The 20,701-nt window shown below is 44.4% G+C and carries 20 protein-coding genes; 8 read left to right on the top strand and 12 right to left on the bottom strand.

All coding sequences use genetic code 11. The annotated features are described in order from the left end of the window. Position 1 precedes the first annotated feature (1 nt). The 10 genes from K4H25_RS05085 to K4H25_RS05040 are packed head-to-tail and all read right to left on the bottom strand — an operon-like array spanning position 2 to position 9,731. Positions 2-1,510, bottom strand: a complete 1,509-nt coding sequence (locus tag K4H25_RS05085) for a lipopolysaccharide biosynthesis protein (protein WP_221022294.1) — start codon at positions 1,508-1,510, stop codon at positions 2-4. After that, positions 1,507-2,190, bottom strand: coding sequence for an exosortase-associated protein EpsI, B-type (epsI, locus tag K4H25_RS05080; RefSeq protein WP_221022293.1), 684 nt, complete (start codon positions 2,188-2,190; stop codon positions 1,507-1,509). The genes K4H25_RS05085 and epsI overlap by 4 nt, the downstream gene beginning before the upstream one ends. Further along, the gene (xrtB, locus tag K4H25_RS05075; protein ID WP_221022292.1) at positions 2,180-3,067 is read right to left on the bottom strand and encodes an exosortase B; all 888 of its coding nucleotides are present in this window, start codon (positions 3,065-3,067) and stop codon (positions 2,180-2,182) included. Before xrtB ends, epsI begins: the two co-directional genes overlap by 11 nt. Further along, the gene (epsG, locus tag K4H25_RS05070) at positions 3,067-3,933 is read right to left on the bottom strand and encodes a chain length determinant protein tyrosine kinase EpsG (protein ID WP_221022291.1); all 867 of its coding nucleotides are present in this window, start codon (positions 3,931-3,933) and stop codon (positions 3,067-3,069) included. Before epsG ends, xrtB begins: the two co-directional genes overlap by 1 nt. Continuing rightward, on the bottom strand, positions 3,930-5,303 hold the full coding sequence (gene epsF / locus K4H25_RS05065; protein ID WP_221022290.1) for a chain length determinant protein EpsF: 1,374 nt from the start codon (positions 5,301-5,303) through the stop codon (positions 3,930-3,932). Before epsF ends, epsG begins: the two co-directional genes overlap by 4 nt. Before the next feature lie 31 nt (positions 5,304-5,334). After that, complete coding sequence (locus K4H25_RS05060) at positions 5,335-5,691, bottom strand: SLBB domain-containing protein (protein WP_221022289.1); 357 nt, start codon at positions 5,689-5,691, stop codon at positions 5,335-5,337. A gap of 20 nt (positions 5,692-5,711) precedes the next feature. Then, positions 5,712-6,125: a polysaccharide biosynthesis/export family protein gene (locus K4H25_RS05055; protein ID WP_221022288.1), complete on the bottom strand. Its 414-nt coding sequence runs from the start codon at positions 6,123-6,125 to the stop codon at positions 5,712-5,714. Then, positions 6,125-7,024, bottom strand: a complete 900-nt coding sequence (locus tag K4H25_RS05050; RefSeq protein ID WP_221022287.1) for an EpsD family peptidyl-prolyl cis-trans isomerase — start codon at positions 7,022-7,024, stop codon at positions 6,125-6,127. Before K4H25_RS05050 ends, K4H25_RS05055 begins: the two co-directional genes overlap by 1 nt. 30 nt (positions 7,025-7,054) lie before the next feature. Further along, a complete protein-coding gene (locus K4H25_RS05045; protein WP_255588050.1) occupies positions 7,055-8,527 on the bottom strand; it encodes an undecaprenyl-phosphate glucose phosphotransferase in 1,473 nt (490 codons plus the stop codon). Positions 8,528-8,555: 28 nt separating this feature from the next. Continuing rightward, positions 8,556-9,731 carry an outer membrane beta-barrel protein gene (locus K4H25_RS05040; RefSeq protein ID WP_221022286.1) on the bottom strand — a complete coding sequence of 392 codons (1,176 nt, stop codon included), beginning with the start codon at positions 9,729-9,731 and terminating at the stop codon, positions 8,556-8,558. A gap of 490 nt (positions 9,732-10,221) precedes the next feature. On the opposite strand from K4H25_RS05040, the gene K4H25_RS05035 reads away from it, so the two are divergent. Beyond that, the gene (locus K4H25_RS05035; protein WP_221022285.1) at positions 10,222-10,557 is read left to right on the top strand and encodes a PEP-CTERM sorting domain-containing protein; all 336 of its coding nucleotides are present in this window, start codon (positions 10,222-10,224) and stop codon (positions 10,555-10,557) included. A 75-nt stretch (positions 10,558-10,632) separates the two neighbouring features. Here the strand turns inward: K4H25_RS05035 and K4H25_RS05030 are convergent, their stop codons facing one another. After that, complete coding sequence (locus K4H25_RS05030; RefSeq protein WP_221022284.1) at positions 10,633-11,865, bottom strand: DUF1615 domain-containing protein; 1,233 nt, start codon at positions 11,863-11,865, stop codon at positions 10,633-10,635. A 355-nt stretch (positions 11,866-12,220) separates the two neighbouring features. Here K4H25_RS05030 and rbsK point away from each other — a divergent pair, with 355 nt between their 5' ends. The 7 genes from rbsK (at position 12,221) to infA (ending at position 18,633) form a co-directional block, all read left to right on the top strand. Further along, a complete protein-coding gene (gene rbsK / locus K4H25_RS05025) occupies positions 12,221-13,129 on the top strand; it encodes a ribokinase (RefSeq protein WP_221022283.1) in 909 nt (302 codons plus the stop codon). Then, positions 13,126-13,524, top strand: coding sequence for a D-ribose pyranase (rbsD, locus tag K4H25_RS05020; RefSeq protein ID WP_221022282.1), 399 nt, complete (start codon positions 13,126-13,128; stop codon positions 13,522-13,524). Before rbsK ends, rbsD begins: the two co-directional genes overlap by 4 nt. A gap of 8 nt (positions 13,525-13,532) precedes the next feature. Further along, complete coding sequence (locus tag K4H25_RS05015) at positions 13,533-15,008, top strand: sugar ABC transporter ATP-binding protein (protein WP_221022281.1); 1,476 nt, start codon at positions 13,533-13,535, stop codon at positions 15,006-15,008. Beyond that, positions 15,005-15,943 carry an ABC transporter permease gene (locus K4H25_RS05010; RefSeq protein WP_173533342.1) on the top strand — a complete coding sequence of 313 codons (939 nt, stop codon included), beginning with the start codon at positions 15,005-15,007 and terminating at the stop codon, positions 15,941-15,943. Before K4H25_RS05015 ends, K4H25_RS05010 begins: the two co-directional genes overlap by 4 nt. Positions 15,944-16,096: 153 nt before the next feature. Next, positions 16,097-17,029 (top strand): ribose ABC transporter substrate-binding protein RbsB, encoded by a 933-nt coding sequence (gene rbsB / locus K4H25_RS05005; RefSeq protein WP_221022280.1) that lies wholly within the window; start codon positions 16,097-16,099, stop codon positions 17,027-17,029. Positions 17,030-17,087: 58 nt separating this feature from the next. After that, positions 17,088-18,095, top strand: coding sequence for a LacI family DNA-binding transcriptional regulator (locus K4H25_RS05000; RefSeq protein WP_221022279.1), 1,008 nt, complete (start codon positions 17,088-17,090; stop codon positions 18,093-18,095). 274 nt (positions 18,096-18,369) lie between these two features. Further along, the gene (gene infA / locus K4H25_RS04995) at positions 18,370-18,633 is read left to right on the top strand and encodes a translation initiation factor IF-1 (RefSeq protein ID WP_027469097.1); all 264 of its coding nucleotides are present in this window, start codon (positions 18,370-18,372) and stop codon (positions 18,631-18,633) included. Between the two features lie 204 nt (positions 18,634-18,837). Here the strand turns inward: infA and K4H25_RS04990 are convergent, their stop codons facing one another. Next, positions 18,838-20,445: an ABC-F family ATPase gene (locus K4H25_RS04990; RefSeq protein WP_221022278.1), complete on the bottom strand. Its 1,608-nt coding sequence runs from the start codon at positions 20,443-20,445 to the stop codon at positions 18,838-18,840. Between the last annotated feature and the right edge of the window lie 256 nt (positions 20,446-20,701).

The following is a 20,701-nucleotide window of genomic DNA, read 5'->3' as shown; positions in this document are numbered from 1 at the left end:
TTTAATCAATCCCTAGACTTGATAGTGTTGCCACTTTGGCTTTTAAATAGTTACTTAGTCTTCCTGGACTAAACCGGATTAATAAATTTAATGCAGAAACGCCGATCAATCGAGGAAAAAGCAGCGCCATGCATATCAAAATTGCAAAGCCAACCAGTACACTAACAATTAACTTAACTAAACTGATCACCATTATGGCGATCATTACCTGCTGAACTAAATAGATGGAAATATAAACCAATAATGAAATCAACATGCCACGCGCCCATATAGGGACAAGTTGCCCAATGCCTAATCCGATCAAATGGCACGCTGTATAGCCAATCACTAACGCACGTAGGACGAGAATAAACGCGGCAACCATAGCGAATGCAGCGATACCAAAATCAGCAAAATAAATCATCAGCAGCAAGCCAATCATCACAATGGGTAATTGCAAAATAGATTCTAAATGTTTCTTTCCCGTGTTCCACAAAATAGGCGTAGACATACCCCACATAACATAAAAAGGCATCGCCAACGCGAGGATAGATAAAACCACGCCAGCGCCTACCCATTTCTCTCCATACATAACATGAATTAAATCATTAGCAATCGCAGAAAAAATAACAAAGCAAGGTAAAATCAATACCCAAATTACCGCCACAATTTGTAAGTAGGCAGTGCGCATTTTTTCTTTTTCATCTTGCAAGCGCGCACCGATCGATAAAAATGCTGGCTGTAATGCACTCAGCAATAAACCATTGGGCATAACCGCCAAATTATACGAAACCGTATACAAGCCTACGGCATGCGTATTGAGCAAGCGCCCTAGAACAATTCGATCAATATTATTGAGGAACCAATTGACTATATTAGTGAAAAACACTGTCGAGCCGATGTTCATCATGGATTTTGCATCGGAATACCAAAATAGCGGTTTAAGTGAATGTGACTTCCGAATGAACTGCAGTACCATGCCAGCAAACGATTGCATAAGCCAAGCCGTTACTAAGGCCCACACACCGTAGCCAAAAAATGCCATAGGCAAACCAATCAACACATAACCAATCACATAACTCGCTATTTGTAGTAAATTGAGTGTTTTGAAATCCAAATCTCTACGCAATAAATTAGCGGATGGCGCACTCAAAGCATTAAAAACGCACGCCAAACTAAGCCAAGAAATTATCACCGTGAGCTGCGGCTCTTTAAAAAATAAAGCAATATATTCAGAAAATATTAATAACAAACCAGCTACAACAGTCCCAAGGACAAACTGCCATGTCATGGCAAAACGAATATCCTCTTCGGTGACTTCTTTTTTCTGTACTAAGCCCCATGCCAAGCCAAAATCAGCGAGAAAATTGCTGAACAGCATGACCAACATACCAAGCGCAAATAATCCATAGACTTGAGGCCCTAAAAATCGCGCCAGAATAATTTGAACTATTAGTTGGATGAAATATTTTGATAACGTCCCCAATAGTGCCCAATGTACAGCTGATTTTGATCTTTCTCCTAAACTCACAAATCACCCGCAAGGCGCACTGCCATACCTTTATCTAGTGACTTTATTAATTCGCGAATAAATGAATCTTGAATTGCAAATGCCGATTTTTGATTTTTATCAATTGTGGAAACGCGAATCAAATAGCCATCAAGAACATTACCGTTCCATTTATTTATTATTTCTTTGGTTTTCTTTTCCACATTGCCACGGACTACCTCACCTGATAATGTGGTCCAATACGTCACAGGTTCAAATCTTTCTTGTGAATGATTCGTCATTACACGGCGTACGCGTAGGTCTTTATTAGCAATAAAAATCGAATCATCTTTACTTGAATCAATAACAAAACCTTGAGCCGGATAACAAACCTCAGGGTAATGTAACGCATTCCCCTCGCGTTGATCTTCACCATAGGCAATCACCAACATAATTCGATCGCCTTTATTATTGACATATGTACGACTTAAAACATCTGAATATAATTTATTAACACTAGCCTCTAATTCTGGGTTGATAACTACATTCGTATTTTGTACCTCTTCAGTCCATTCCCCAATTTTTGTTGGTATTGTCACCACCAATTTTTCTGGTGCAGAAAAATAAATCTTTGAGTCTTTAGATGTCAGATACCATGTAAACAAAGCAGAAAATAGCATTAAAAAGCAAAGGATTGTATGAGTAATGAGCTTATTGTTCATTTTTCTTATCCTTTAGAAACAAACCCAGCATCATATCCAACGCAAACATTCCAATTAATGCAATCGCAAATAAAGCCATGCCAGCAAAATCATGAATAAAGCCCTGCCCTGCTGCATCACCAAAATGATAAGTCACTAAAATCAAAGTCATTACACGAATAATATTGGCAGCAAAAGCAATTGGAATAATTGCAAGGATCAATAGTGTATTGCGAATTTTGCTGCTGTGATTGGTGATGTAAACATACAAAGACCCCACCGCTAATAGGCTAAACATTGAATGCATGCCCGAGCAGGCATCGGCCACCAATAATTGATATTGCCCAACCGTAATCAATACGCCACTGCGCGCCACTGGGTAGCCGGCAGCATAAAGTAATACTTCGGCAATGTGTGAGACTTGGCCTTTTAATGCCCCAGTTAATGCATCGACAATTGATCCTGGTAGCGGAATCAAAAACAGCATAAAGATAATGGCAAACCATGCTATTGAGATCGCTCGCCAGCCTTTGCTAATCAGTAATAAACCGCAAACCAAGGGGATAAAAGCGCCAATTTCAAATATCAATATCTCTTGCGATCGGCCTAATATATAAAACAATAAGGCGATAATAACCAGCGCAAAACCTATTATTGGATTTGATTTTGCATCAATTGCAGCAATTTGGCTTTTTAATTGCCAAAATAACCAAATCACAATCGCTAAAATAATTGGCCCGTGTGCTTGATCATCATTTTGCCAAATTCCTTTGCTTAGGGTAATGATAGTTGGAATTGCTAGCGCAAGAAATCCAATCAATATTAGAATATTCTGTTTAAAAAAAACGGCCAAATTAAATTGGCCATTTTTAATTGCAATATTTTCATATTCCATCATCACTCTTCCTGTGATAAGACACAACCGAGCAAAGTCGCACTTGCTGATTGCAATTGTGATTTAGCGGATTCTAGCCCTTTCACTGGTGTTTTATTACGGCTGGCCACCAAGATCGTGCCTTTAACACGTGAAGCAACTAATTGCGCATCCGCGGCATCTTTTAATGCGCTAGTGCTATAGATCACTACGTCATAAGCTTGTGCTAACTCAGCAACGATATTACTGAATACGTCTCTTGAGAGTAGTTCTTGTGGATTTGGCGCTGTCGTACCAGCCGTTAAGATTGATAAATCCCTAAACTCACTAATGCGCTGTACTGCCTCTATACCACTACGGCCGACTAAAATATCACTTAGGCCTTTACGGTTTTCTACCGCAAAAAGTTGGTGTTGCACGGCATTGCGTAAATTAGCGTCAACCAACAAAGTGTGTTCACCCAATTGCGAAAATACAATCGCTAAATTGGCGGCCAAGATATCGCAGGTGTTATTGCCGTCGTAGGAGGCTAATGCCACCGATTTATTTCCACCTTCTACCCAACGTAATAAAATTTGGCTGCGTAAGCTACGTAATGCTTCAACCCGCGAATCAAATGGTGAATAAGCCGCGACCAACTTTTGGTCGACGGCACTTTGCCCTGCGACGAGGTAGGCGTATTCAAATTGCTGCGCCAATACATCTTGGATGTCATTTTCGGTGACAAATCCCAATTTGATGGCGGCTTCACCAAAACGGCCACCAGTTTCTTTCTGTAGTCTTAAAATCTTTTCAGCTTGTTGCGCATTAATTTTGCCATTAACTAATAATTGCTGGCCGATATTGCCTTTGATCACTTCACTGGCGATTGGATCAGGAATTGCATTCATGCTGGGGCTCCTACTTTAAAGCCAAATCGGCGTTTCTTTTTGGGAGGCAATAAATCAGCTAAGACTGTCAGCCCTAGCATGGCTTCAATATCATCTTTGGACCGAATACGCCGATCAGCTAATTCAGCCAACATTGCAAATCCAATCGCCAATAATCCGCCAACAAACATCGCCAAAACGAGGTTCAGCAACGTTTTGGGACTGGAATATTTCATCGGCTCAGGCGCTGATTTAATGATCGAAATATTACTTTGATCAGAGCGACTCTCTAGCATGGTTTGGCTAAAGCGTTGCAATGCTTGGTCGTAGCTGCGCTGAGCACTATCCACATTGCGCAGCAACACATCGATTGCTGCACGCTGTGACTTTAAATCTAATACTTTTTCTTTTTGTGTTTGTAATGCGGCATTGAGTGAGGCTTGGCGTGATGCCGAATTGCCTGCTGCACTATTGAGGCCACCGGCGTATTGCGCCATCAGTTCATTCAACTGGCTGCGCGTTGCATTCAGCTCAGCCATTGCCTGTTGGTTATGGGGATGATTGGCACCATTTTTTTCCGACAGTTGATTGTATTTGGCCTCTTGCACTGCGAGCTGGCCTTTCAACTGCTGAATCAATGGATTGTTTAATACATCCGGTGCAATATTTCCGCCACGAGCACGTGATTGTGCGTCATAGGTTTGCGATTGCGCGCCGACCACTTGGCTAGATAATTCATTAAGGCGTTGAGTTTCAACATCTAAACGCTCGTCTGAACCAACAATGCCATGGGTTTGCTGATATTCAGAAAGTTTATTCTGAGCTTTTTCTAAATTACTTTGTAATGATTTAAGCTGCTCTTGGAAAAACACATTATTTTGCTGCGCGGCGGCGGTTTTAATATCAATCGTGGTGCGGATATACGCTTGTGCAAAATTATTTGCCAATGCAGCAGCAAATTTTGGATCTGTTGCGGTGTATTCCAAATTAATGATATTACTTTCTCGGCTTGGCTTTACGTCCAAACCTTTTAGCAATGATTCGGCGAACCAATTGCGAATATCACCCTTGCCTTGTGTTGCCTCTTGAAACTGCGCTTGCGCCTCCGGCAACCGGGCAAAACCTAAAGTATCCACCACTTTTAGTGCCGTATTCTGGCTAGAAATCATCTCAACTTGGGTCGCCATATAGCTAGGCGCCATATATCCAGCGATCTGTTGCCCACTCACAGGATCTGCTGCTTTCACATCTATTGCTAATGTAGCTTCTGCGGTGTATTGCTTAGGGAGCAATACACTGACAAGCAATGTTGTCAGTATTACGACAAAGAACACCGAGATTGCGATCCATTTTCTAGCGCGCAGGATGTTTAATAATTGTTCAAAAGTCATCAAATTTACTCAGCAATAATTAAGGGCGCGATTAAAACCAGCTTTCTTGCACATAAACGGTATCGCCTTCACGAATGAAGTCGGACAGTTTTGCCGAAAGTTTTTCTATTTGTCCTTCTGCTGTAGCACGATGAATTTGCATGCTGCGCTGCGATGCACGTGGATTAAATCCACCAGCGAGTGAGATCGCTTGCATTAAGGTCATTTTCGGTTCTAAGCGAAAAGCGCCGGGGCGATTCACCTCGCCATACACATAAAATTGCTGGGCTCTTGGTATATACACCGTATCGCCATTCATAATTTGAATGTGGCGTTTTTCAGGATTGGCTAATTGCGTCAGTTTGCTCAGTTCATACTCAATGCGTTGCTCACCACGCAAGATCACCACCTTGTCACCGCCATTCGGACTTATCCCCCCGCGATAGCCAGTAAATCAATGATATTAGTGGCACTATCGAGCGCATATCTGCCCGGTTTATTCACTTCACCCAATACCGCCACCCTTTGGCTGCGGTATTGCACAATTAGAACATTGACATTTGGCTTTTTAATGAAATTACCTTCAATTAATTTTTTAGCAATTAATGCCTCAGCTTGCGTGTAATCTAAACCCTCGAGTTTCACCACACCAATTAAAGGAAAAGCCAAAGCCCCTTCATTATTGAGCTGAACCTCGGTGGTCAAATCAGGGTGGTCATAAACTTGGATTTTCACCACATCGCCTGAGCCCAAAACATAGTCACCTTTCGGCTGGGCCCAAGAAATGGCAGTTAGCAGACTTAGCAAGCTAAAACACAGCAGCATGCCTAATTTTTTAATCATTATTTCAATCCTTTTAATCCAGCTTTAAGGCTTTCATCAACTGCCGAGGCATTCAATGCACCGGTAGCAGGAGCCGCCACAGGAGCTGAAGCAAATTTTTGTAAGTACTCAATTTTTGCCGTAGCTCGTAAAGCTTTAAGTTTGGTTTTTGCGTTTTCTTGTGCGTCATTAGTGCTCAAATAACGCTTAATTAAAGGCTCAGCCTCAACCGGCGTTACAGGCGCAGGTTGGCTATTCTTTAATTGTAAAAGCATCGTTTTGTTACCTTCATTCATCGACAAAATATCGCCCTGCTTCATTGCGACAAATTTAGGTAGCATTTGCATTGGTAATTGCTCTGCTGCGCGGCTGCCTTCATTGGTTTCAAATGGAATCTTAGCGGCATCTAGGATGGCTTTGACTTGCATCGGCGTTACAGCACTATCTAGCTGAGCAATGATTTCATCATTGAATTTATCCTTATCCAACAAAAACATTACAAATTCATAGTTTTTTCTATCTGCAAATAAACCTGAATTTTTTGCATAAAAATCATCAATTGCCGTTTTGCTTGGTTCCGCTGGTTTACCAATCACACGCTCTGCGGCAGCTTGCGCTAAAATTTGGCGTTTAGCCGCTTCAATCGCTTGAACAATATTTGGTTCACGGTCGAGCTTTAACTCGGTTGCTTTATTTACCAATAATTCTTGATCAATAAGTTGATCTAATACTTGCTGTTTTTGCTCAGCTGTCGCTTGTGGCATTTGGCCCAAGACAAAATTCAGCTGATGTACGGTAATCTCAGCATCGTTAACTTTGGCGAGGACTTGGCTAGGTGATTTTTTTTCATCTTTATCATTACATGCAGTGAGTAAAAATAAAGTTGAAAGAGCAAGTGCTACTATGCTTAATTTTTTCATATTTATTCCTCAAAGTTTAACGTGTTATTTTCAAAAAGCATTTTTGTCTCGGAACATACCCGTTGCCGTCCGCCAAATAATCTTTAAATCAAGCCAGACCGACCAATTTCTTAAATACTCTAAATCGTATAAAATTCGACCTTGCATTTTTTCTAAAGTATCAGTTTCCCCACGAAAACCATTTACTTGCGCCCAGCCAGTAATACCTGGCTTCACCTTATGGCGAATCATGTAACCTTTAATTAACTTTCTGTATTGCTCGTTATGTGCATTCGCATGCGGCCGTGGACCAACAATACTCATTTTCCCTTGTAATACATTAATAAATTGTGGCAATTCATCAAGTGATGTTCTACGAATAAAGCCACCAATTGGTGTAAGTCGCACGTCGTTCTTTTTGGCTTGAATCACTTGATCGCCATTTTCCATCACCGTCATCGAGCGAAACTTATAGACCAAGACACTTTGCCCATCTTCACCATAACGCTTTTGTTTAAAAAAGATAGGGCCAGCCGAGGTCAATTTCACAGCAATGGCGATGATCAGCAGAACGGGCCAAATCATGAGCAAAATCAGCAACGACAGAACGATGTCTGTAATCCTCTTCACCAAACCGTTAAGCCCTAAAAAAGGACTTTCACAAATAGCAACCACCGGCATACCGGCTACATTATCAAATCTGGCATTAATCAAATCAAAAACAAATAAATCCGGAATAAAATAAATCGAAGCCGTACTATCTTTTAAATAATCTAGCAAATCCATCACCCGAGGTTGTGACGTCATTGGTAATGTAATATAAATTTGATGTACCGTATTTTCACAAAGAAATTTAGGAAATACACTCAGATCACCAAGAATTTCTTCCGAATTAATTCCATCTAACCTTGAAGCATCTCTATCTTCAAAAAATCCTAAAAAATCCATCTTTAGAAAAGTATGCTGTTGAATATTTTTTGCCAGAATTTGGCCTGGCTTATTCGCACCAATAATCAATACTTTTCTAACATTATTTTGCCGTGGATGCAGCACAAATAGTCTAAATAGCAAATGAGTTAATATCAAAACTAGAGGAGCTACAACTGCCCATGTTAGATAATAAGGTGGGTACATATAAGAGCTAAATCCTGATACTTGCCCTATCAAAAATAAGCTTAATAATACACACCCCCATTCAAGCGCAAAACGCCCCAAGCCTAACAATGGCCTAGAATAACCAGGAACAAATAAAAATATGCCATCTAGCAAAATTGCCGTAAGCAAAAAAGCTAAAACGCCAAATACAAACTCAACACCATCAATTGCAACTTCAAAAGGAATGGCTAGTGCATACAGCGTAGCTACAACTATAAATGGATCTAAGCAGAGTTTAAAAAAACCAATAACTGGGGACGAATTACTAAATTCGCGAAAACGGTCCCCCAACAAGCTTGGCGGCTGCAAAGTTTGATCGACACTATTAACTGGCTGTAAAAGAATTTTATCCGGAACATCTTGATGCAAGGTAGTTACATCCTATTTATGATATAAATCAGAAATTATATTTTAACGACACACCAACTTGCTCGTCGTTGTAATCAAACTGGTTAATTTTTTCATTTCTTAATTCAAATTGAACATAAGATTGAACCATCATGCTGCGTAATATTTGGTAATCGTAGGACACTCGAAAAGTGTCATAAACAGAATTTTGCGTCACAATACCAAGAGATGTTTCTGTTTCTAACTGCCGATAGTTATATCGAGCTCCCAATTTTGATTTATCTGTAACTGCCCAATTCGCAGCTAAATATGCCGTTCGTTCCAAATCTCGGCCAATAATATTGCTTCCAAATGAATCAAATTTTTGCCCGGCACCTGTGCTTAACGTTGTTTTTGCTGTTACAGCCCACATTAAATCAATATTTGCGGTTGGCTTGGTTTGTTTAGTGCCATTAAATTGTGATTTCCATTGGCTATAACCGGCGGTTAAATTGGCATTAAATTTATCAGATACCGGCCAATTCAACCCCAAACTCGTATTTTGATCTGAATAGCCTCGCAAATTAGCAGGGATAAAAAACAAAGGCTCTGTATAATTATATTTAGACCAGTTATGTAGCAAGGTCAGGGCGAATCCTCGATCTGACATATACCGCAAGCCACCGCCGAATTGTCGATCATTCGCATTTTGATTCTTTCTTACATCATGGTTTTCTTCGGTATACGATGCGTTCGCAACTAAAGCCCAATTACTCAATAGCCGCCAGTTGCCATTCCAATTGGCTCGATTGGTTTTGACGGTATCAACGACGGCGACACGTACGTCGTCAAACGAGGACAATTGACGGCTAGATGACACAGATAGATTGCCATTCCATTGATTGCCCACGACCCAATCCCAGCCTAAGCCCACATTCCAAGCGGGGTTATTTAGCTCATCAAAAACCAAGTAATGCGCCTGTGAAAAATCAGCCATTGCATAGAATTTTTGCCGGCTCACAGGCAGATCAACCCGTCCCCCGACGCCTACGGTAAAGCTTGAGTCACCTTTTTGCTGGTGTTTACGTGTTGAGTTATTTTGTTGCGTGTCCGATAAGCGAAACACGTTCGAGTCATAAACATAAGCAATATTTGTAAATAATTTGACCGTATCTTCAGGATCAGAAGCAGCTTGTGTATTACCGATGGCCAGTACACTCAATAGCAACAAATTCTTTTTCATCATTACCGGTTTATTCCAAAAATAGAGTGCCAGACACATTATCAATACAAAGTTTTAAGATTTAATTACTTATTTACAAACCAACTGCGAACTATACCACTGTCATTGATTACTGTGAATTAAATACAACTATGGCTATTTAGTAATTTATCATAATCTAATATCTATCAAAGCTTGTTAATAGTCAGTTGCAAACTTACCAAATACCTAGTTAAACGTTGAATTTTACGTAAACTTGCGCCATGCTGATCGCATAAGCCACATTTTGGATTGTATAAATCTTGCTTTTTTTTAGGCTAAATCCATCGTTTTCAGTCGCATGAACACGAAGTGCTCGGCACGAAAAGCGGTTAGCAATGTTTGCTAACTTATTGACCTATAACTGATATTGTCTATTTGATAGCTTTTCTCTATCAACAAAACGACTATCATCAAAATATAATACTCGTACTCAATGAAATTTAATTTTATAGCCTTACTTTGCCTAGTTTGCTTGAATTCGCACGCATCAATAATTCAGCACCATGCGGTTATTGACTCGCCGTCGATCTCAGTCCTATCGGGTGAACAGCAAAATGGTTATGCGGCGATTGAGTCGCTATTTACCAACAATACAATGTCGGCACAGGATGCTTTGTCGGGGAGTTTGGTTTCTTTTGTCGATTCACCCGCTTTTGCAGGTGCGCCCGAGCGAAGAGCAACACCTAGCGATTTTTCTGTACTGAACGACTCAGCCCCAACTCCACCGATTCCAGAGCCTGAAACCTATGCGCTAATGGGTATTGGGCTATGTGCTTTACTGATGGCACGCCGCAGACGTAATCAGTAATCAAAATACTCAGACGAAAAAAAAGAAGGGATATCCCTTCTTTTTTTCGCTCTAATCACGATAACTGAGTAAGTATCAGCGCCGTGCCATACAGGTTTCGTAGCGCCATAAAACGCGTTTGGCAAACCATTCAGTGGTTAGTTTTCGCGTGATTTTGGGGCTTTTTAAATCGATTTGCGGTAATGCAGCACGCGGGAAAGTCTGGCCATTTTTTTCTGCAAGTGCATAGGTTTTTTTATACAGCTCGGTTTGACCAAAGCCAGATAATTTTTCTAGTTTCAGATCACGTAAAATCGCTTCATTACTCATGCCCAATTGTTTAGCTAGTCGATAAAGGGCCGTTTGCGTGCTACTTGTGCCTGTCGGGGTGCCATTGCTATAGCGGAGTAAATCGCCGTCTTGCTCTAGAGCTTGTCCGGTGAGTTTAGAAACCAGCTGTTGAAATGCGGTATTGCGACTGGCGTAGCGTCCGGCATTGTAATCAGCAAAGCGATACACCATATCGGTATAGGGCGCTGGGTATTGCAGCAAAATGGCTAGACCGAAATACGTCCCACCTCGACGCGTAAACACTTCACTGCGTACGCTACCCTTCATTGCATAAGGATAAGGCCATGCCTTAACGTGGCCCTGCGCAAATTCAACGCTCACTTGCATTGGACCGCCGGTACGAATCGGATTTTTCATATTGAGTGGCAAATTAAGATTTTCAGCTTCATCGGCCAAATCCTCAAATAAGGCATTCATTTCACGCTCGGTGCGTAGCGAATCAATTCGAGCTTTGTAACTTTGTCCAGTTGGTGATTTTTTAAGTAATGCCGTTTGCACTGCAATCAATGGAATATGGTATTTCGCTGCTCGATCGCCAATCGCGCTCCAGACAATTTTCGGCAATCCCGGTACCGTTGGATCGCCCTGCCAGCTTGATTCTTGCTCAATCGTTGCTGCTGCCGCGCAGAAATAAGCGGCGGTGTACGGCAATTTTAATGCTGTAAAGGCATCCAAAATATCGGCCGACCACCCTGCTCGCTCGGGCATTTTGGCTGGCAATAATTGATTTAATAAAGCGCGAGCTTCTTGCACACTCAATGGTTTTGCGGTCGCAACCGGCGCAGGAGTCAATATCGGCTCGATGACGACAGCAGGGATTGGTGTTGCAGTGGGTGTGGGCGTTGGCAAGGCCACTGGCGTCGTTGACGCAGTCGGCGTGACGACCGGCAAAGGCGCCGCAGTTTGCTGCGGTGAAGGTGTCGCACAGGCGGCCAAGGTCATGCTGATGGCTAATGCCCCCAGACTACGTAAATTCATGTTCTAACTCATTTTATTTTCTTAATCGCGCAGCTTAAAAAATCCGCCTCAGAACAGCAAGCAAAAATACAAATGGTTACCCATATTTAAGCTTGCAATCACGCTGAAACACTCAAAAATGCTCGCTTTGATATGCAATTTTTTCAGCATCTTTATTGCCCAGATTTGGCTTCTTTTTTTTATTTTCCACCCCTTTATTAGCAATCTACAGGCTTACCGCACTAGGGATGTAGTGTATTTATTTTCACTACATTAGTTTGATATAAATCAATTTTGCGTTGCTGATTACGGTTTAGCATACCAAATCGATGAGAAATTCATCACCTAATCCGATTAGCATCGTTGCGGAGGCATCATGAGTCAGGTTTTGGTTGTTGGTAGTATTAATATGGATTTAGTCGTTCATGTCGCGCAGTTTCCCCGCCTAGGAGAAACGCTGTTTGGGCAGTCTTTTGCCACCTATCACGGTGGTAAAGGCGCGAATCAAGCGGTTGCCGCAGCGCGATTGGGGGCTCAAGTGACAATGATTGGCCGCGTCGGTGACGATGCTTTTGGTCAAGAACTCATCACAGCCCTCGCCGATGAAGGCATCAATACTGAATGGCTTAGTCAAAGCAAAAACCAAGCAACCGGCATTGCCGCCATCACCCTTGCCGGTAGCGAAAACGCCATTATTGTTGTTCCAGGGGCCAATGCCGATCTAAGTCCTGCCGACTTACTCGCTGCTGAAGCGGCATTTATCAATGCCGATGTGGTGCTGGCCCAACTTGAATCACCGATGGCCACGATCGAGATGGCTGCACAGCTCGCCGCACGTCACAACAAACCCTTTATTCTCAATCCAGCACCAGCAATGCCTTTATCCAAAGCCTTGCTAGAACAAGTGAGCTTACTCACGCCCAATGAATACGAGCTAGCTGCAGCATTAGGTCTTCCCGAGGCCGATTGGCAGGCCAGCCTAGCGGCTCATCCGGGTAAAGTTTTAATGACCGCCGGCCAAGACGGCGCTTATTACACCAATGCCAACGGCGAACTACAACAGCAAGCCAGCTTTAAAGTAACGGCAGTCGATACCACTGGCGCAGGTGACACATTCAATGGCGCATTGGCCGCGTTCTGGCATTTGGGCTTAGCCGAGGCCAGTAAAATGGCGTGTGCGGCAGGCGCTTTATCGGTGACTCAAGCTGGCGCACAAGGCGGTATGCCCACTTTAGCGCAATTACAGGCTTTTTTAGCCGCCAATGATGCTAAGGAGTTGCTATGAAAAAACATGGACATCTCAACCGAGATATCAGTCGGGTGCTGGCCAGTATGGGCCATACCGATTGCATCGTGATTGCCGATTGTGGCTTACCGATTCCACCACATGTTGAATGTATCGATTTATCGATTGAACTGGGCAATCCGGCTTATTTCACCGTATTGGATAGCATTTTGGCCGACTTTCAAGTCGAACGGGCGGTACTTGCCAGTGAATGTCAAAGCCTTAATCCTGCAGTCGCCAGCCAAGCTGAAACCATGCGCCAACAAGGCGTAAAGATTGACTTTGTAGCGCATGAACAATTCAAACAGTTAAGCCACCATGCACGCGCCATTATTCGTACCGGTGAAGCCAGCCCTTACGCCAATATTGTGCTGTATTCCGGCGTTATTTTTTAGGGGGCGGCATGTTGATTAAAATGAGTGGCATCAGCAAAGCCTTTGGCCCGGTCAAAGTACTTGAGAACGTTGAGTTTTCGCTCGAACGTGGTCAAGTCCATGCCTTAATGGGTGAGAACGGCGCTGGCAAATCAACACTGATGAAAATCTTATGCGGCGTGCACCAAGCCGATCAAGGTCAAATCGCAGTGGATGGTAAAACGGTCAAAATCCACAGCACCAATGATGCAGAGCAGTACGGCATTGCGATTATTCACCAAGAGCTCAATCTCATCCCGCAATTATCGGTGATGGAGAATATGTTTTTAGGGCGCGAGCCGCAACGCTTTGGTGTGATCAATAGCATCAAAATGCGCGAGCAATGCTTGGAATATCTGCAATTGCTTGGCATTGAAAATCTCGATCCCGATATTGAAGCTGGGCAATTATCGATCGGTCAGCAGCAAATGGTCGAAATCGCTAAAGCCCTATCGCTCAATGCCCAAACGCTGATTATGGATGAGCCGACTGCGGCCCTTTCTGAGCGCGAAACTGAAAAACTATTTGCCATTATTGCCGATTTGAAATCCCGCGGTGTGGGCATCGTTTACGTCTCACATCGAATGGAAGAAATCTTTAAAGTCTGCGACAAAATTTCAGTACTACGCGACGGGCAGTTTGTTGGCGAGCGCGAGATTGTAAAAACCAATTTTGATGAAATTGTACGCATGATGGTCGGTCGTGAGATCGGCGATCGCTTTCCAGTGCGCAACGCCCAATTGGGTGAAATTCGACTTAAAGTCAGTGATTTAGCCGACGCCAGCATTAGCGGTATTAATTTTGAAGTGCGGGCCGGAGAAGTGCTCGGTATTGCTGGCCTGATGGGTGCTGGGCGCAGTGAGATTCTGAAAACCATTTTTGGGATTAACCGAAAAGTAGCCGGCCGCATCGAGCTTGATGGCCAAGCGCTCATTTGTAATCAACCCAGTGACGCCATCGCCGCCGGTATTGGCTTTGTCACCGAAGATCGCAAAAACCAAGGTTTAGTGCTGGGTATGTCAGTCCGTGAAAATGCCACCTTAGCCAATTTATCGGCCCATGCCAGCTACGGCGTTATCCACCATGCGCGGCAAATGCAAGTGGTGCAGCGAGAAATCGACCGTATGCATATTCGAACTCGCGACGCCGAGCTTGAAGTGCAATCGCTCTCAGGTGGCAATCAACAAAAAGTCGTGTTTGCCAAATGGTTGGGGATTGCGCCAAAAGTATTACTGCTGGACGAACCCACTCGCGGTGTCGACGTGGGTGGCAAAGCCGAGATTTACCAAATTATTAATGAATTAGCCCAATCAGGTGTTGCGATTGTCATGGTCTCGTCTGAGCTACCCGAAGTCTTGGCCTTAAGTGATCGAATTTTAGTGATGCACCAAGGTCGTCAGGCTGGCATTTTTAGCCAAGCATCCGCCGAAACCATTATGACTGCCGCAACAGGAGGTTTGAAATGAACGTACAACAAAAAGCCACACTCCAAAAATTAGGTCCTTTTTTGGCACTCTTAGTCTTAGTCGCTGGCTTGGCCATCACTAGCCCCGATTTTCTGACTGTTGGCAACTTACTCAATGTATTTCGCCAAGTGTCTATCAATGCTTTGATCGCCTTTGGGATGACGCTGGTCATTTTACTCGGTGGGATTGATCTATCGGTCGGTTCGATCCTCGCGCTGTCATCGGTCCTTACCGCGCTAATGCTCAGTCATGGGATTGACCCCGTGGTCGCAACCAGCGTAGGGGTTTTGGCCGGCGCCGGTATGGGGATGCTCAATGGGCTGGTGATTAGTAAAGGCAAGGTTGCGCCGTTTATTGCCACTCTTGGCATGATGACTATTTTACGTGGACTCTCTTTGGTCTTTTCTGATGGCCGCCCGATTTCGGGTTTACACAGCGACTTTTTTGCCATGCTCGGCGGTGGCTATGTTGCCGGCTTGATTCCGGTGCCGGTGATTATCATGTTGGTGATGTTTGCGGTGTTTTGGTTTGTCCTCAAAAAGACTGTATTTGGTCGCCACGTCTATGCCGTTGGTGGCAATGAAGAAGCCGCGCGTCTTTCTGGGATCAATACCGATCGCATCAAAATCTGGGTTTACACCCTATCAGGTGCAATGGCGGCAACAGCAGGGATGATTTTGACCTCTCGACTCAGCTCGGCGCAACCGACAGCCGGTACTGGCTATGAATTGGATGCGATTGCGGCGGTGGTCTTGGGCGGCACCAGTCTCACTGGTGGTCGTGGTTGGATCTTCGGCACTTTAGTTGGCGCCCTATTAATCGGGATTTTGAATAACGGTTTGAACTTGCTTGGCGTTTCATCATTTTACCAGCAGGTCATCAAAGGCGTGGTGATTTTGCTCGCCGTCTTACTGGATCGCGCAAATAAAAAATAATCGACCTAAAACACAGCAGTAGCGAGACCGATTACCTTGCATATGAATGTAATCGGTTACTACAAATAACAGCAGTATTGCCCTACAACGAATAACAAGCAGTGCATAAGAAGCAATACCCCGTAGTTTTTCTATATTTGATTGGAGTCAAACATGAAACGCATTCTTTCCCCGCTTTTAGTTGGTTTATTGGCTGCAGGTTTAATGGCCTGTTCCAAACAAGGTCCTGACACACAAGCTGCAAGTGCGCCTGCCGCGACAGCCTCGGGAGCGGTCACCATCGGCCTGGCGATTTCAACCCAAAACAATCCATTTTTTGTTGCGCTACGTGATGGGGCAGATACCGAAGCTAAAGCCCAAGGCGTCACTTTAATTACGGTGGATGCACAAGACGATTCGGCAAAACAAATCTCGAATATCGAAGATTTGATTCAGAAAAAAGTCCAAATCATTATGATTAACCCAACGGATTCAGATGCTGTTGCCGGTGTCGTTAAAGAAGCGATGAATGCCGGTATTAAAGTGATTTCTCTAGATCGTAATGTTAACGGTGCCGACGTTAGCGCCCATATTGCCTCCGACAATAAAGCTGGCGGTAAAATGGCGGCCGAGTACATCCTGGAAAAAATCGGCAATAAAGGCAATCTGGTTGAACTGGAAGGCATTCCGGGTTCTTCAGCGGCACGCGAGCGCGGTCAAGGCTTCCATTCAGTGGTAGATGGCCATGCCGATGTCAAACTTGTTGCCAAACAAACCGCAGATTTTGACCGTGCTAAGGGTTTATCGGTGATGGAAAACATCTTGCAAGGCAATAAAAACGTTACCGCCGTTTTTGCTCACAACGATGAAATGGCCTTAGGTGCATTTAAAGCCATTGAAGCGGCAGGCTTAAAAAATGTGGTCGTCGTTGGTTTTGATGCCACCCCTGATGCCGTAAAAGCAGTGAAAGCCGGGCAATTAAGTGCAACTGTGCAACAAAAACCCGAACTTATCGGTAAAATGGGCGTCGATACAGCAATCAAATTAAGTAAAGGCGAAGCTGTTGAAAAATCGATTCCAGTGCCACTGGCATTAGTGACTCAATAAAGCGCCACCGCAACAAGATCAGCCGATACCATGGTGTCGGCTTTTTTATGGGATTAGCATGACCGCTTTTCAACGCCTGACGATGGCGGATATTGCCCAACTGGCCGGGGTTTCTAAAACAACGGCCAGTATGGTACTCAATGGCCAAGCAGAACAATACCGAATCGCTGCCAGTACCGTAGCACGAGTGCGGGAAGTCGCCGCTGAGCATCATTTTCAACCTTCGGCTTCGGCACGCTTATTGCGCTCACGCCGCAGCGGCACTTTAGGTTTAGTCGTGCCGGAGCTCACCAATTTTGCCCACGCCCTGCTCGCTCAAGCCCTCGAGCCCTTATGCCGTGATGCTGGATTTCAACTGTTTGTAGTCAGCAGTAACGATCAAGCCGATATGGAAACCAAAGCGGTTGAGCAATTATTAGCGCGCCAAGTGGATGGACTCATGCTGGTGCCGTGCACCAACAATGCCAAGCTCTACGCCAAATGGGCCAAGCGTTTACCGCTAGTTTTGGTCGATCGTCGCGTGATCGATAGCAATTTGCCTTTTGTAGTGAGCAATGCCGAAGAACAAGTGTTTACTTTAATCGAGCATACGCTCGCGCAAGGCGTGACTGAGATCGCCTATTTTGGTGGGCAAATGCTGCTATCACCCAGTATTGACCGGCTTGCCGGCTACCAACGTGCTTGGCAAACTCGGCAATTAGCACTCAATCCGGCGCTTATTTGGCAGCGTGATTATCAAAATCAAAGTGGCTACGCCATGATGAGTGAGTGTTACACCCTTTTAGGGCGTTACCCTGAGGCGATTTTTACCGCCTCGATTTCATTACTCGAAGGCGTTTTAGCCTTTATGAATGAACACAATCACTTTAACAATGCACCGCAACATTTACTTAGCTTTGATGATCATCGTTTGCTAGACTGCATGCCACTACCGATCAATACCGTAGTGCAAGATAGCGCCCAGCTGGCCGCCCAAAGTTTACAACGCATACAGGCTTTACTCGCGGGCGAAACGGTGGAATCAAGTTGGGTCGCCGCCCATATCAACTGGCGGCAAAAAGTATAGTCGGCTGTTGCAGCAGGCAAAATACCTGTATAGTGTAGGGCTGTTCGTGAACCGCCCTTCTGTAGATTGGCCGTAACACGCAGGCAAATAAGTTGCTAACGCCTTTATTTGCTACAAATTAGCCTATGTCCGGCATCTGATCGTTCGCAAGTTCGGCTATTCCCGCATAGATCACACTCCCGCATTGCGGGAGACTGCCGACAGCGACCTTTGATAGGTATTGCAGCGGCAGGCTCCGTATTCAATTGCTTATGTGCAAGAACTGGAAAAGTAAATGTCAAAAGAAGACGTTGTAGAAATGGAAGGTGTAGTGGCCGAGGTTTACCCGGACACTCGCTTTCGTGTCACCCTGACAAATGGTATCGAAATCACGGCCTATGCCTCAGGCAAAATCCGTAAAAACCACATCCGCATTATCGCGGGTGACCGTGTAACGGTTGAAATGTCGCCTTATGATTTAACCAAAGGCCGCGTGAGCTTCCGCCATAAAGATGATCGCCCTGCTCCTGCACGCAATAACCAATTCCGCCGTCGTTAATTAATCGGCGAGGTATATTGCTCCAGCACTTATCAAACAAGTGCTGCAGGATAATACGTCATTAAAAAAAACGAACCTATGGGTTCGTTTTTTTTATGCCTGCGATGTGGATCTTTATAATGACCCTCGCCAAAACAACAGATCATTCAGAACAAAAAAAAGCCCGATGACTCCACAGAGCATCGGGCTTTCCAGCTAAAACACTTAAGTCGCTAAGCCGCGGCTTTCTAAGTATTCTTCATAGCCACCCAAGAAGTGATTGAAGGTGCCATCACCATTGAGTTCCAAAATTTGCGTTGCCAGTGACGATACAAATACACGGTCATGCGAAACGAAAATCAAGGTGCCTTTATACAAGTCCAAAGCCATATTGAGCGATTCAATTGATTCCATATCCATATGATTGGTTGGTTCGTCCATTACCAATACATTCGGCGTTTGTAAAATCAGTTTGCCGTACAACATGCGGCCTTTTTCACCACCCGATAAAACTTTGACTGATTTTTTCACATCGTCGCCACTAAATAACAAGCGACCCAAAATCCCGCGAATCACTTGCTCTTCAACGCCGGTTTCAGCCCATTGGCGCATCCAGTCAAACAACGTCATGTCTTCAGCGAAGTCTTCTTCGTGATCCTGAGCAAAATAGCCAACGTCCGCTTTTTCGGCCCATTTCACTGAACCGGCATCAGGCTTCAATGCGCCAACCAACATTTTCATCAACGTTGATTTACCCACACCGTTACCACCAATGACAGCGAGTTTATTGCCCGCCTCAAAGATCAAATTCAAACTTTGGATTAGCGGTTTGTCGAATGACTTCGACAAATTAGTCAACTCAAATGCTTGGCGGTGCAGCTTTTGCTTGTCGTCAACGTCAAAACGAATATACGGATTTTGACGGCTCGACGGCTTCACTTCCACCATACCGTCTTTAATTTTGTCAGCCAGTTTCAAACGACTCGTCGCTTGACGGCTTTTTGATTTATTCGCAGCAAAACGCTGTGCAAACGCTTGCAACTCAGCAACGCGCTCTTTGGCCTTGCTGTTATCCGTCAACGTGCGTTCACGCGCTTGGGTAGACGCCAACATGTAATCGTCGTACGTACCCGGATAAATACGGATTTCACCATAATCAACGTCGGCAATATGCGTACACACTTGGTTCAAGAAGTGACGATCATGGGAAATAATAATCATCGTTGAATCACGCTGATTGAGCGTGTCTTCCAACCATTGAATGGTGTGAATATCCAAGTTATTGGTCGGCTCATCGAGCAGCAACACATCCGGATTTGAGAACAAAGCTTGCGCCAGCAAGACGCGCAATTTCCAACCCGGCGCCACGTCCGACATCGGGCCGTTGTGCAATTCAATTGGAATCCCTGCTCCCATCAACAACGCACCTGCGCGCGCTTCAGCAGTGTAGCCGTCGTACTCAGCTACTTTGCCTTCCAGCTCAGCCGCGAGCATATAGTCATCTTCAGTCGCTTCAAGATTGGCGTAAATTGCGTCACGCTGATGGATCGCCGCCCACAACTCGCCATGGCCTTGCATCACCACGTCGATAACGCGCTGATCTTCAAAAGCAAACTGATCTTGCTTTAACTTACCTAAACGAACACCCGGATCGAGCGCCACATTACCTGCGGTCGGCTCTAAGTCGCCACCGAGGATTTTCATAAAGGTCGATTTACCGCAGCCATTGGCGCCAATCAGACCGTAGCGATTTCCATCGCCAAATTTAACAGATACCTTTTCAAACAGTGGCTTAGCGCCAAACTGCATGGTGATGCCATTCGAACTAATCATTGTCTTTTACGCTTTCTCGCCAACATAACTATGCCAGCAAGGTGTAAGATGTGAGAGTCGCGCTTGAGTAAGAAAACCGCCCAAGGCTCTAAACAGTATATTTTAGCACAATGCTAAAAACTAAGATGACCGTCGAATCGACCCAGCAAAAAGGGACGCTTTTTACTGCCGTCCCCACAAAATAGTTACAAATACAAGCACTTGTATTTCACTGTGCTTGCGTAAATCGATCAAAAAAGTTTACCTTTACTGACGT

This window comes from Deefgea piscis (assembly GCF_019665785.1).
GTDB lineage: Bacteria > Pseudomonadota > Gammaproteobacteria > Burkholderiales > Chitinibacteraceae > Deefgea.
The sequence above is the reverse complement of the archived record's forward strand: the minus strand, read 5'-3'. Positions and strand labels throughout refer to the sequence as shown.